12 protein-coding genes and 1 pseudogene are annotated in these 12411 nt (G+C 60.4%); 4 read left to right on the top strand and 9 right to left on the bottom strand.

Annotated elements, in window-relative coordinates; all coding sequences use genetic code 11:
• Positions 1–34 precede the first annotated feature (34 nt).
• Together ABNQ38_RS32040 and ABNQ38_RS32035 are read left to right on the top strand one after the other, a co-directional pair.
• Positions 35–184 (top strand): annotated as a pseudogene (locus ABNQ38_RS32040) (polyamine ABC transporter substrate-binding protein); the annotation flags it as partial.
• A 118-nt stretch (positions 185–302) separates the two neighbouring features.
• On the top strand, positions 303–872 hold the full coding sequence (locus ABNQ38_RS32035; RefSeq protein ID WP_377810327.1) for a substrate-binding periplasmic protein: 570 nt from the start codon (positions 303–305) through the stop codon (positions 870–872).
• A 2-nt stretch (positions 873–874) separates the two neighbouring features.
• Here ABNQ38_RS32035 and ABNQ38_RS32030 read toward each other — a convergent pair whose 3' ends face one another.
• Positions 875–2197: an MEDS domain-containing protein gene (locus ABNQ38_RS32030; protein ID WP_377810326.1), complete on the bottom strand. Its 1323-nt coding sequence runs from the start codon at positions 2195–2197 to the stop codon at positions 875–877.
• Positions 2198–2272: 75 nt separating this feature from the next.
• Here ABNQ38_RS32030 and ABNQ38_RS32025 point away from each other — a divergent pair, with 75 nt between their 5' ends.
• A complete protein-coding gene (locus ABNQ38_RS32025) occupies positions 2273–2644 on the top strand; it encodes a response regulator (RefSeq protein ID WP_377810325.1) in 372 nt (123 codons plus the stop codon).
• 485 nt (positions 2645–3129) lie between these two features.
• On the opposite strand, the gene ABNQ38_RS32020 is transcribed toward ABNQ38_RS32025, so the two are convergent.
• Both ABNQ38_RS32020 and ABNQ38_RS32015 read right to left on the bottom strand, forming a co-directional pair.
• Positions 3130–3465 (bottom strand): transposase, encoded by a 336-nt coding sequence (locus ABNQ38_RS32020; protein WP_377810324.1) that lies wholly within the window; start codon positions 3463–3465, stop codon positions 3130–3132.
• Between the two features lie 33 nt (positions 3466–3498).
• Positions 3499–4672, bottom strand: a protein-coding gene (locus ABNQ38_RS32015; protein ID WP_377810323.1) for an IS3 family transposase whose coding sequence is annotated in 2 segments (ribosomal slippage) — positions 3499–4384 and positions 4383–4672 — 1176 coding nt in all. Because the reading frame shifts where the segments join, the coding sequence is not laid out codon by codon here.
• Positions 4673–4742: 70 nt separating this feature from the next.
• Between ABNQ38_RS32015 and ABNQ38_RS32010 the strand changes: the two genes are divergently transcribed.
• A complete protein-coding gene (locus ABNQ38_RS32010; RefSeq protein ID WP_377810322.1) occupies positions 4743–5063 on the top strand; it encodes a LysR substrate-binding domain-containing protein in 321 nt (106 codons plus the stop codon).
• 518 nt (positions 5064–5581) lie between these two features.
• Here ABNQ38_RS32010 and ABNQ38_RS32005 read toward each other — a convergent pair.
• From ABNQ38_RS32005 to ABNQ38_RS31980, 6 genes are all read right to left on the bottom strand, one after another.
• A complete protein-coding gene (locus ABNQ38_RS32005; protein WP_377806558.1) occupies positions 5582–6298 on the bottom strand; it encodes a hypothetical protein in 717 nt (238 codons plus the stop codon).
• Positions 6299–7544: 1246 nt separating this feature from the next.
• A complete protein-coding gene (locus tag ABNQ38_RS32000) occupies positions 7545–8567 on the bottom strand; it encodes an IS110 family transposase (protein ID WP_377810321.1) in 1023 nt (340 codons plus the stop codon).
• Positions 8568–8775: 208 nt separating this feature from the next.
• Positions 8776–9324, bottom strand: coding sequence for a GNAT family N-acetyltransferase (locus ABNQ38_RS31995; protein ID WP_377810320.1), 549 nt, complete (start codon positions 9322–9324; stop codon positions 8776–8778).
• A gap of 449 nt (positions 9325–9773) precedes the next feature.
• The gene (locus ABNQ38_RS31990) at positions 9774–10022 is read right to left on the bottom strand and encodes a GapR family DNA-binding domain-containing protein (RefSeq protein ID WP_377810319.1); all 249 of its coding nucleotides are present in this window, start codon (positions 10020–10022) and stop codon (positions 9774–9776) included.
• Between the two features lie 91 nt (positions 10023–10113).
• Complete coding sequence (locus tag ABNQ38_RS31985; protein WP_377810318.1) at positions 10114–11379, bottom strand: calcium-binding protein; 1266 nt, start codon at positions 11377–11379, stop codon at positions 10114–10116.
• 57 nt (positions 11380–11436) lie between these two features.
• The gene (locus tag ABNQ38_RS31980; RefSeq protein ID WP_377810317.1) at positions 11437–12405 is read right to left on the bottom strand and encodes an IS5 family transposase; all 969 of its coding nucleotides are present in this window, start codon (positions 12403–12405) and stop codon (positions 11437–11439) included.
• Between the last annotated feature and the right edge of the window lie 6 nt (positions 12406–12411).

Below are 12411 nucleotides of genomic sequence, written 5' to 3'. Positions count from 1 at the left end.
AATTTTCCGTAACCCTTGGGACGCAGGCCTAATCATGAAGCGCTTGCTTCCGATCCTCACCGGGCTTGTATTCAGCCTTTCAAGCGAAAGCGCTTTTGCTGAGCAGCTCCGTATCGCCACTGAAGGCGCCTTCCCTCCCTGGAATGCCATGACGCCGGCCGGCGAGTTGGTCGGCTTCGAAATCGACTTGGCCCGCGACCTCTGCCGCCGAATGGAAGCCGATTGCGAGATCGTCGCCCAGGCCGTGGGAAGGCATCATACCGGGCCTCCAGCAGGGCCACTACGACACCATCATGGCTGGAATGGCGATCACCGACTCCCGCCTCGCCAAGGTGGACTTCGCCGGCCCGTACGCGACGGAGCCGACGGTGGTTGCAGCCCTTCCGTTGTCGCCTCTGCTGGCTCTCCACTTCCCTGTGGACCGCGTCGACATGGACAACATCGGCGCGTCCGGAGCCGCAGCGATAACGGAGCTGCAGCATGGCCTCGCTGGCAAGACAATCGGCGTTCAGGTGTCCACCATCCAGGCCGCGTTTGCAGACCGTCACCTTCCCGACGTCCGGATCCGCGAATATGGGAAGCTCGACGAGGCGGCGCTCGACCTCGCCGTCGGCAGGTTGGATGCCCTGCTCGGATCCCGCTCCGCCGTCGAGGCGCTGCGCTTTCGAAATGACCCGACATCCTTGGCGGTCGTCAGCCCCAATTTCACCCGAGGCGGGCTTGGACGCGGCGTCGGGATCGCAGTGAGAAAGGGCGACGCCAGGAACCGGGCGGCATTCGACGATGCCATCGCTTCCGCCCAACGCGACGGCGCTGTCCAGGCCATGAGCATGCGCTGGTTCGGTTTTGATGTTTCGGTAAGCTCTCGTTGAAATTAGGACATGTAGTCAAGCGTAAAGGTGGTCCCCTGTCCGCCACTGATCCGCACTTGGCCGCCAACCTGCTTAGCTATCGCGTGAACCAGCCGGAACCCAGTTCCGCTGCCGCCTGCGGCTGGCGGCGTATCGACTGCGCCGGTACCATCGTCCCGCACTGTGAGCAGGCCCGGCTTGCCTTCGCCGGCACCGTTGAAGGTTACGGATATCGATCCCGCCCCACCATTCGGGAATGCGTGCTTCATGGCATTGCTGATCGCCTCCGTGGCGATCAGGCCCAGCGGTATCGCCGCATCCAGATGGACAAGCGACCCGTCGCCCACGACCTCAAGCCGAATGCGGTCGGTCATGCCAAAACTCTCGCTCAGCGCCTCGCACAATACGGTCAGGTACCGGCCGAAGTCGATCGCGCTGGTTGTCTCCTGCTGATAAAGCGCCTCGTGAACAAGGCTCATCGCGGTGACCCGGCGCAAGGTATCGTTGAAGGCCTCACGGATCGAGGAATCCGTGGATCGCAAGGCCTTGAAGGTCAGCAGGCTGTTGATGATCTGGAGGTTGTTCTTGACGCGATGATGCACCTCGCGGAGGAGGACGTCCTTATCCGACAAGGCGCTCTGCAGATTGGCGGTGGTCTCCCGCAAAACCGCCAAGGCGGCGCTCAGGTCGGCGGTGCGTTCATCGACCCGACGCTCCAGATCCTCATTAGCCCGGCGCAGTTCCTCCTTGGCGCGTTTCAACGCGCCATGCTCGATCAGCGTCCACTCTCCGTGGCGCCGAGTGAGGGCGAACTGGTGGTTCTTCACCACATCCATCACGTCGCCTGCTGAACTCTTCGCTAGGCAATAGCTGCAAAGCGCGATCACGCGGTGGTTACAAAAGCAGTCATTGACCTTGGATTCATATTCCGTGAAGGAATCCCAGTCCTTTGCCTCCAGGAAATACGTATTTCCGGTCAGGCGGAAACCCGAATATCCTCGGGCCAGAGCCTGTTCCTTGCGCTGGAGCCAGCCGTCGATAACTTCATCGGCACCCATCTTGCCGGTGCGCAGATACCAATCCTGATGATCGATGATTTCAATTTGGCCCTGGCGCATCCGCCTATCGACATCGGGCACAGCGTTTCGCAGGGCGGAGAGCGCGTCCTCCGCACCGAATGGGGAGGAGGTCACCCACATGCACTGTTCATTGGCATCCAGCCCAGCCTTGAAATAGGGGACCAGTGTGTCGGCCAGATCATCCGCCGTTTCGTAAAATTGGCAGAAATGACTTCCCCAGGGTATGCTGCCGATGGCAGGAATACCTGAGTTGGCGAGCTCACCCATCTAAGACCTCCAAATTTCCGGCAGAATAGAGCATTCTGCACTGCGAGAAAATCCTCCTGTTAGGTGATATTGCCTATGTCGAAAGTTATCTTAATTGTCGAGGATGAGGCGGTTGTTGCCCTGGCTACAGCGGATCTTGTGAGTGCCTTGGGCCATACTGTCCTTGGCCCGGCCGAGAGCTTCGACGAGGCAATGAGCTTGGCCGCTAACACATTACCGGAGCTCGCCTTAGTCGACATCCGCATCCGTGGCGAAATCGACGGCATCGAAACGGCCCGCCATCTTCAGGAGAGTCATGGATGTTCGATCGTGTTCGTCACTGGACAGACCGATGCCTCGACACGCCAGCGTGCCGAGGCCCTCAATCCGATTTATTATCTGCGCAAACCCTTCACGCCCGAACAACTGTCCGAAGCGGTTCGACTGGGCCTCGCCGCTCGCAAATGAATCCTGGGGTGGTTCGGCAGGTTCCATCAAAATCTCCACAAGTGCCGCGAACGGTCGTCGCGCAATCCCCCTAGAACAACGCCTTACTGGTGCATCCGGTAAATGGTCTCTTAGATTATATTTTTTAAAGCAGAGAAAATCAAATTTAACTCTCTGTTCTAATTGCCTCCTCCTTAGTCTCCACCATACCCTTCAACGTCTCCCGCTTTTTTCCACCAAACCGCCTCGATGATTCGAGCGCGGAAGCGCTCTCCCATTGTCATCGGGAAAAGTCGAATGTCGGACACTATCATCCTCCCCGCCCCGCTGCCGGCCATCGCTCTGCAGCTGGCCGCGGGAAACAGCATCACGTCCTCATTCCTGTTCAAGGAAGCTGATGCCCGGTTTGGCGGATCGCAGGGAAACGGTGCCTACACCGCCGCGGATGCCTATGACCTTGCCGTGATGACGCTGCACCGGCTGATCCCAGGGTGCGTATGCAAAGGTCAGAGCCATGGAAGGATGGCGGCGACGGTGATCATAGCGAGATAGTTGGCGGCACGCTTCTCGTACCGAGTGGCGATCCGGCGGAACTGCTTCAACCGGCCGATCAGGCGCTCCACCCGGTTGCGTTCGCGATAGGCGGCTTGGTCGAAGGCGAGATCCGGGCGCTCATTGCTCTTGGTCGGGATCACGGGCTGGATGCCGCGGCGGCGCAGGGCACGGCGGATCACGCCGCTGCTGTAGGCTTTGTCGGCGGCCAGCCGATCCGGCTTCAGGCGTGGCCGCCCTCGACCCAGACGCCGGATCCAGCCAGTACCCACGAGGGTGGGGAAGGCCATGCTTGACCTTCCCCCGGCAGAAGGGACACCGGGTTAAGCGGCTCGAAGCTCGGCTTGGTCCGGGGTTATGTAGCCGAGAGCCGAGTGCAGTCGCTGGCGATTGTAATAGCCTTCGATGTAGGCGAACAGGTCTCTGCGAGCGGCGTCACGCGTTGCATAGCGGGCGCCATGGACGAGTTCCGCTTTCAAACTGCCGAAGAAGCTTTCCATCGGGGCGTTATCCCAGCAGTTGCCTTTGCGGCTCATCGACTGCACAATGCCATTGTTTTTCAAAGCTTTGCGGTAATCCCCAGCGGCGTATTGACTGCCGCGATCCGAGTGGTGCAGGGGGCCGGGCTGGGGCCGTTGCCGCTGGATCGCCATGGTCAGGGCCGCCAGCGGCAGTTCGGTGCGCATGTGGTCGCGCATTGCCCAGCCCACGGCCTTGCGGCTGAACAGATCCAGGACGACGGCGAGATACAGCCAGCCCTCGTCCGTCGGGATGTATGTGATGTCGGTGAGCCAGGTCTGGTTCGGCTTCGCCGGGTCAAAGTCGCGATCGAGCCGATTGGGCGCCACCGGCAAACCGTGCCTGCTGTCGGTGGTGCAGACGCGATAAGCCTTGGCGCGTTGCGCCCGTAGGCCGTAGCGGCGCATGAGGCGTTCGACACGCCCGCGACTGGCGCTGTGCCCATTCGCCCGCAGGGCGGCGTGAATGCGCGGAACTCCGTAGCGTTGACGATGCGCGTCGTGAAGGCGCCGGATATCGTCGAGCAACTGTCGGTTCGCTGCCTTGCGTGGGCTCTCTGGTCGCGTGCGCCAAGCATAATAGCCCGATGGCGACACGCCGAGGGCATCGCAGAGCACCCGAACCGGGTATTCGTCGCAGCAGTCCGCAATGATCCGGAACCTCATCTCGGTGCTTCCGAGAAGATGGCAACAGTTTTTTTAATATATCCCGTTCCATCTGGACGCGGGCGAGTTCGCGTTTCAGACGGGCGATTTCCGATGCTTGATCAGCGCCAGCGGTCAGGGGGGCCGCCGCTTGCTGGACGGGGGGCATCGACGGCCCCCCTGACCCGGTTAGACGGCGCTGCCATTTCCGTAACACCGAGGGCTGCAAGCCTAATTCCCGGGCGATCTGCGCAAGGGAGCGACCGCTGCTGGTCAACAGCGCCACCGCCTCGTGCTTGAACTCGTCCGTAAAGATGCGCCGTGTCGTCGTCATTCTTGACCTCTCCACTCCATCTGGAGCTTAGCAGAGGTGTCCACTGATTCGGAGGAGGGTCATCATAAGCATGCATGGCATTCCGGACTGGGCCGGCGGGGGTGAGGTGCACACCACGGGGGTTCCCTTCAGGACCACGGACGCCGCGGCGCAGATCGTCGCTGTCCGGCAAGGGCTCGGGATCACGACGCTGCCGTGCTTCGTCGGGGATGCCGATCCCTTGCTGGTGAGGGTGCCAGGGACCGACCTGCACATGTACGGAACGCTATGGATTCTCACACAGGGGGAGACACGTAAGACGAAGCGCGTCCGGCTCTTCACGGAGTTCGTATCCCGCAGGCTCGCCGCCTACGCTCCGTGTATCGCGGGGCTGTCGATAGCGCGCGGCTGACAGCCGGTAGGTCGGTCCCGCCCACTGAAAGGCTGTCGCGAAAGCAACCGTGTTCTGCGAAGCGTGAACTACACCACTAAATCTGCAATTCCTGTCCAGCTCATGCGTGTCTTCAGCGTCGATCCGGAGGCCAGCCACCATATTCTCTCGGTCGTGGCCGGCCCCTGGGTCAGCCACTTCCGAATGGCGGTTTTGCGCCGATAGTGTTGAAAAACTCCCCAGCGACTGCTTCGCCGCCGTCTTCGCGCAACAATTAGTCATTCCGGCAGCGCTTCAAAGCGACATCGCTGCGCGGCGCGGCCAAGGCAAGACGGAAAATTTCTCACTCTGTCGGGCCTGGGAGTTTTTCAACACTATCCGCCACAAGCAGATGATTGGTTCCTTTCCCTGGCGTCGAAAATGGTCTGCCCATGCCCCTGAAATGATGAAGGCCGTCGGCTTGGTGCCGGCGGCCCTGTTGTCGTGGAAAGGTAGATTATGTCGCAGTCGCCGGTGTGCCACCGTTTACCACAGCAAAGTTACCTTGTTCTGCCGGGTTTTCCGCAGTCAGGTTCTTTTCCCATATTCTTACAAACTTCGTTTAAGACTTTCACTCTTTCGGGGTCTTTAGGATTGCCAAAATCTATAATTGGTCTCGAAATAGTTACGAATGATAAAATTCCACTTTTATTGTTACCAATGTGAGAGTAATCGTATTTTTTCATATTCTCGTCCATTTTATTTTTACAGAATGCGCGCTGACTTTCATCAAGTTTACCTGGTATAGTTATTACCAAGACGGTGAGATCAAGCCATGACCGGATCCGATTGGTAAAGGAGCCACTTTTGCCAACCCATACTGCAACAACCCTGCTATTTGATGCCTCGATAGCATTCACAGTTTCGTTTCCATTCCCATATGCCTTTGCATAAGTTCCAATTGGAAAGCCATATTTAAAATTCCCATTCGAGCTATTATTTTTGATTGAAGCAAAGCAAATAGAAGTTGATGGATTTGTAGAGAAAGTGTATTTAGCTACGATATCATCTCCGTTCCATGGAACCTCGTGGCTTATTCTTCCCTCCCACAACGTCCACTGAGGAGATCCTGACTTTTGAAACATTTTATTTAAATCATCAATATCTGAGGTAGGCAGCGGTATACCCTGCCTAACAGATGGACTTTGAGCTTTGCTTTGCGTAAGGGAAAAAAACAAGTATGTAGCAAGCAACGCAGTCAGCAACCGGTTATTCATATATGCCTCCCCGTGATACAGTGAATTTATCGGCGCTTTGCGGGAAGCTTGTTCAATTACTGAATATAAAATTCAGTAATAATCTGTTGTATAAGATAATTCCTAACACATATTTTTGCAGTTATCCATGCAAGAAGATCGTTCGCTTGAGCATACATTGTGCTGATTTGATGGTCTCATATTGATGCACATATCATAGTTTGTATTGCACTGCTTGCTGCAGACGTCCCAGCATATTGCAGGCTGCCCAACTTGTACTTTTTTCAAGTACATTTCAACGTGCTCCGTTTGGCTGGCCGCATGCGGTGCCAAAATACGCTGCAAAGCCGATGTTGAGGCTGCTGCCGCTGGGTTAATTATTGTCAGAGCTATTATTAATGAGGTGAGAAGACGTGCGATTATCATGATTTCCACTCCCAATAACGTCAGAGGATATCGGGTTTTCCTAAAGCGCCTGTCAGAGCCCAAGTCTGGTGTGCTGAAGTGGCTGGTATACCTCCGCTCCAGACCATTCCTGATCGGCGCTTTAAACTATTCTCACATCCGGGCAACCACGATGGTTGCGACATAAACATTCCGCAGGAGGCGCAAGATTATCAGATAATTTTTGCAAGTAGGAAAGGGAAAAATGGATATTATCATTTGATAATGATGAGTGGTACATACTCTGATACTCAGAGACGGACGAGCTGACCGATTGAGAGTAAATTGTCCGATGCTTGAGAGCGTGATTAGAGCAAAGTGTTAGGACGTGACATGTCGGAAACGGTCGGCCCATGGTCTGGGAACGACAAAGGCCGCAGGCTGGGCGCCAACAGGCCTCAATGTCGCGGAAGGGTGCGAATGGGGCGTTCCGGCTGCTGTCGTGGAAAGGGGCACCAGCGGGCATTGACCGCGTCTGCTATGGGTCGATAGTGTTGAAAAACTCTCTGGTGAGTGCTCCATAGCCATTTTTACGCAACAATGAGGCGCTTCTTTCAGGCAGCAGGAACATATCTGCGCGGGAAACGGCCGCCATGAGGCAGAAAATTTCTCATTCTATCAGCCTGAGAACTTTTTCAACACTATCGGCCAGATTCGGACGTTCGAGACTGCCTCGAAAGCGAGAGCTGAACCGGTGGTGCTCCGCGTCAAGGCGGGCGCGGACGCGCCCCCGCCCTGCGGGCGGCTTCGGCCTTGACCGGTCCGCGCCGCCGGTTCGCTGTGTTCGGCATCGGTCGGCGGCGAGCGCCGACCGTCGGCCTTCTTACGCGGGTTTCGCTTCCCAGTTGGCTCCCTTCGCGAGCATGGCGTTGAGGCGGACAATCAGCTTGCGCATACAGGCGGCCAAGGCGACCTTCGGCGGCTTTCCTCGTCCGATCAGGCTCTGGTAGAAGTCGGCGATGACGCCCTTGGCGTGGGTGGCGGCGGACAAGGTGGCCAAAAACAGCGCACGGCGCACGCCGGCCCGCCCGCCGGCGATATGGCGTTGCCCGCGCAAGGTGCCGCTGTCGCGATCGAAGGGCGCGACGCCGACCAGAGCGGCAATTTTCCCACCGGAAATCCGGCCCAGTTCCGGCAGCAGGACAGCCAGCGTCACCGCCGTCAGCGGACCAATGCCTGGAGCGGTCTGGAGTTCCTGTAACGTTCGGGACAGGGATGACAGGGTTTTGGCTGCCTGGGCAATGGCGGCATCCAGCGTGGCGATCTCCCGCGCCAGATGCTCGACCGCGTTGGTCAACGCCTCCCGTGCGGCGGCTGGGGCATGGAACATGCCCTTGCTGAGATCGGCTCGCTTGTCGACAAGCAGGCGGCGGGCCTTGATCAGGCCGGCCAACTCCTCGCGGGCCAGATCGGCCGGAAGCAGCGGCTCCGCCGTCTGGGTGGCAGTGAACTCGGCGATCACCGCCGCGTCGAGGCGGTCGTTCTTGGCCCGTCGCCCCTTGGCCTTGGCAAAATGGCGGACCCGCGCCGGATCGAAGATCCGGACCGAGACCCCGGCAGCGCGTAGCGCGTTCCGGACCGGCCGCTCATAGCCGCCGCTGGCCTCCAGGCCAGCCACGCCGATCCCCCGTTCCGCGATCCAGGCCACCAACTCCCGGTGTCCCTCGGGCGTGTTGGCCACCCGATGCTGGCCGGCGCCGGGGAACACGCCAGCATCCAGGAAATCCTTGCCGCAATCGATCCCCACGGCTCGTTCAGATTCCGGCATCCTCGTGATCCTTCCTTGTGATGCGAGCTCGAGCTCAAGCAACCGTTCGGACTTGAAAGGATGGTTGGCCGCCCTCAAGCTTTCGCCCGGCCTCGAAGCCTTGGGAGCGACGGGGTCAGCCAACCCGGACGGCTGGTTGCCACCGACCGTCCGAGCTTCAATATGGACCGGCTCTGTCATACAAGGGAGGCTAGTTGCCGCATGGATGCCGTCCGGCAGACTTCGGTTGCGCGAGGGCAAGGTCAGAATCAAACGCGGAACAACTATGCAACCCTAAAGTTAGGGCCTATGAACTGGAGCGGGGCAGCCTGTAGAGCACGTGCCGTTTGAGCGAATGCCCATCTGGAACACGAGGATGATCGAAGTCGTCATCCTCATGTCTCGCCATACCGATGCGCTCCATTACCCGTCTCGAGCGGTGGTTAGCGGGAACTGTTATGGCTACAATCTCTTTGAGATCCAATCTTTCGAAACCATCACGCAAGGCGCGCTTCGCGGCCTCAGTCGCGTAGCCGTAACCCCAGTAATCGGGATGCAGCCGCCACCCAATCTCCACCGCTGGTGTGAAATGAGCGTCATACCCGACGTTTACGAGGCCAACAAATCCGATAAACTCGTGTGTGGATAAGAGCTCCACCGCCCAAAATCCAAATCCATATTGCTCGAAATGCGCCTCGGCACGGCGAGCAAACGCATCGCTGGCAGTCCGATCGCCGATTGGCAAGAGATATTGCATAGCGACTGGATCCGCGGAAATCCGCGCAAAAGCCTGCAGATCCGCCTCCCGCCACCGTCGGAGCTGAAGGCGACTCGTTTGCAACAGGTCGGGAACCATACGGAAACTCCGAGTTGAGGACGACCATCATATAGGGTCCCAATCTCAAGCCGATTGATAGATGGGAAAGACTTCGGACCATTTGCCTCCGAACGTCCGCGAAACACCACCAACCGCCGCGCCTGCACGACGATTTGGCGGCAGAATCGGACACCGGAGACTGTCGCGAAAAGGGCCATAGCCACCTTGCCGGCATGCCGGCGGCGATCAGCTGGGCCAGCACCGGCCCGGCCGGCTCCTCGATCTCCACCACGGCCGCCAGCAGGTCGATGTCGAGGCCCTGCGCCTGGTGCCCACTGTCCGGCGCCGACGGCGCGGTGCCGCCCTGGACGATCACCTCGCATGCACCGCCGCGGCGATCCGGATCCGGCTGGCCGCCCCATATTCCATATGACCCGTTGTCTGTTTCCCGGGCGTGGCGCGGGTCACTCCATGCCGAGGGCTTGCTTTTACAGGGCCACCGTGGTCTCCAACTCGCGGCGGTCGGCCGCGTCCATCTTGCGCAGCCGGAGGATTTCGCGGGTCGTCGCTGCGGAGAAGCGGGTGTCTTCTAGCTCCTTCCACACGGTCTTCAACTCCGCCTGGATCTGTTGGCGTTCGGCGGCGTAGGCGGCGGTCAGGGCCGGGTTCCGGCTGCGGGTGCCGGCCAGTTCCACCGGCTGGCCATGGTGGAGCTGGCCGCACATCCAGCGTGCCATCCGACGCCTGCAGGTCGTGCGGGCTGACGGCGCCGATCAGCGGCGGCAACCCGGCCCGCACAACGTTTGGAACGCCGCCCGGGCCGCCAGATCAGGCGAAGAGGAAGTGATTGCCGTTCAGAGACGATACATGAACGTTGGCGAGCGTGATGCCGGAGTTGCCGCCGAGGCTGATCGTCGCATCGGCTCCGTTCTGGGTCAGATGCGGCGACAGGTCGGACATGCCGTGGATCGACGTCCATCCCCTCAGGTCGATGATGTCGGCGCTGGCCGGGCCCGTGCTGAAGTCGCCGATATAATCATAGCCGTCGCCGGGGTTGAACACGAAGGTGTCGAAGCCGCCCCCTCCCTGCAGGTAGTCGTCACCACCTTGCCCAACGAAGATGTCGTTGCCGTCTCCGCCATAGAGGCTGTCATTGCCCGATCCGGCCTCTACATAGCTGCCGCCGCCACCGATCATGACGACGTCCGCGCCGTCCCCTCCATACACCTCGTCGAACCCGCCGCGGCCTTCGATGTAGTCGTTCCCTGCGCCGCCCAGAATGGTGTCCTTGCCCGCAAAGCCATACAGTTCGTCGTTGCCGTCGCCACCGTTCAGATAGTCGGCGCCGCCGCCGCCGAAGAGGGTGTCGTCGCCACCCTGGCCATAGAGCTGATCGTTCCCGAGGCCACCCTGTAGGTAATCGTTGCCGGCATCCCCGTACAGCGTGTCGTTGCCGGCGCCGCCCGTCAGCGTGTCGTTTCCGGTGGTGCCGTACTGCACGCCGCCCGTTGGCGGCGCGCCGTCGTCGTTCAGGATTGTGCCGTTGGCGCTGACCGTACCGTAACTGCCGCCGCTGACGCTGAGGACGAAGCCTTCGTCGGCTTCTTGGACGGTGTCGACGACGACGCCGACCGTGATGACCGCGCTGGCGGCTCCCTGCGCGAAGGACACAGTGCCACTGGTCTGGGTGAAGTCGTTCGCCTGGGCCGCGCCGGAGACAGACCAGTTCAGTGTTTCGGCCGCTGTGGTCCCCGTACGGGTGAGGGTGAAAGTGAACGGCGTGGTGCCGCTATTCCCCTCGTTCTTCACCGCGTCGGTTGCGGCGATGGACAGCGTCGGCGTCGGTGGTGTCGTTCCCGCGAACAGGAAATTCCCGGCGGTGAGCGAGGCCTTCGTAACCCCGGCCAGCAGCAGGCTACCCGACCCGAGCGCCAAGCTGACGCCGTTGGCGGTGTCAGTGGTATGGGCGCCGACATCGGCAAAATCGTCGAAGCCGCCTGCGAAGCGGAGATCGACGACATCGCCGCCCGTTCCGGCCGTGAAGTCGGTGACGACATCGGCGCCGCCATCGGTTGTGGCCACGATCAGGTCCACACCGACTTTGGCGCACAAATTGGTGCGAGGGCGGAGTTCACCGGCGGGCAGCGGTGTTCAGGCGACCTTGCGGGTGGTCGGCATGCCCAAGCTGGTCATGATGTTCATGACCTTGCAGCCGACGGTGGCCTCGACCTTCTGGGTAGGCAGAATCCGAGCACGGAGGCAACGCCCGATCAGCTGCTTGTAGCGCATCATCGCCACCTCGCCCAAGGAGCGGCGGCCGTAGTGGACCGCCCGCTGCCAGCCCAGCCGTCCACGCTCGTAGATCAGCTGGATGTGGCAGTCACGCTGCGTGGGGGCGCTCTCGGCCGTGTCGCTCGGCGCCGCGCTTGAACGCGGCGGCACGATCACCTCCGCCGCGGGGCTGTGGGCGGCCACGGCGCGGTAGACGGGCTCGCCGTCGTAGGCGCCGTCAGCCAGCACCGTGCCGATTGGACGCGCGATCTGATCGAGCAACGGACCGACCAGCGAGGCATCCCCCTCCTCGTTGGACGTCAGTTCCGAGGCGAGGATCACACCGCAGTCCGGATCTACGGCCAAGTGCAGCTTTCTCCACGTCCGGCGCGCTTGGCTGCCGTACTTTTCCAGGTGCCACTCGCCTTTGCCGAACACCTTCAGCCCGGTGGAATCGATGACCACCGTCACCGGCTCGTCCGTCTTGGCCAGAGCCGACGCGACCTCCAGGTCGGCGCTGCGCCGGGAGAAGGTCGTGTGATCTGGAACCGGCAGATCCAGGCCGAGCAGGCGCATCAGCGAGCCCAGCAAGCCTTCGGTCTGGCGCCACGGACGACCAAAGGCAAGGCGCAGCATCAGCCCGGCCTCGATCGCCACGTCCGAGTAGCGAGAAGGCCGGCCACGCCGCCCCGTGGCGGGCGGCGTCCACGCGGCGATCGCCTCCGGCGTCACCCAGAGCGTCAGGTCGCCGCGCCGGCGCAGCGCCGCATCGTAGTCCGACCAGTTCTCGACCCGGTAGCGCGCCTTCGGGATTTTGTGGCGACGGCTCTCGTTGGCCTTGTAAGGCATCAGGCT

Source organism: Azospirillum sp. A29, assembly GCF_042604625.1.
Classification (GTDB): Bacteria; Pseudomonadota; Alphaproteobacteria; order Azospirillales; family Azospirillaceae; genus Azospirillum; species Azospirillum palustre.
Note: the sequence above shows the minus strand (reverse complement) of the source record. Positions and strands in the feature narration are given on the sequence as shown.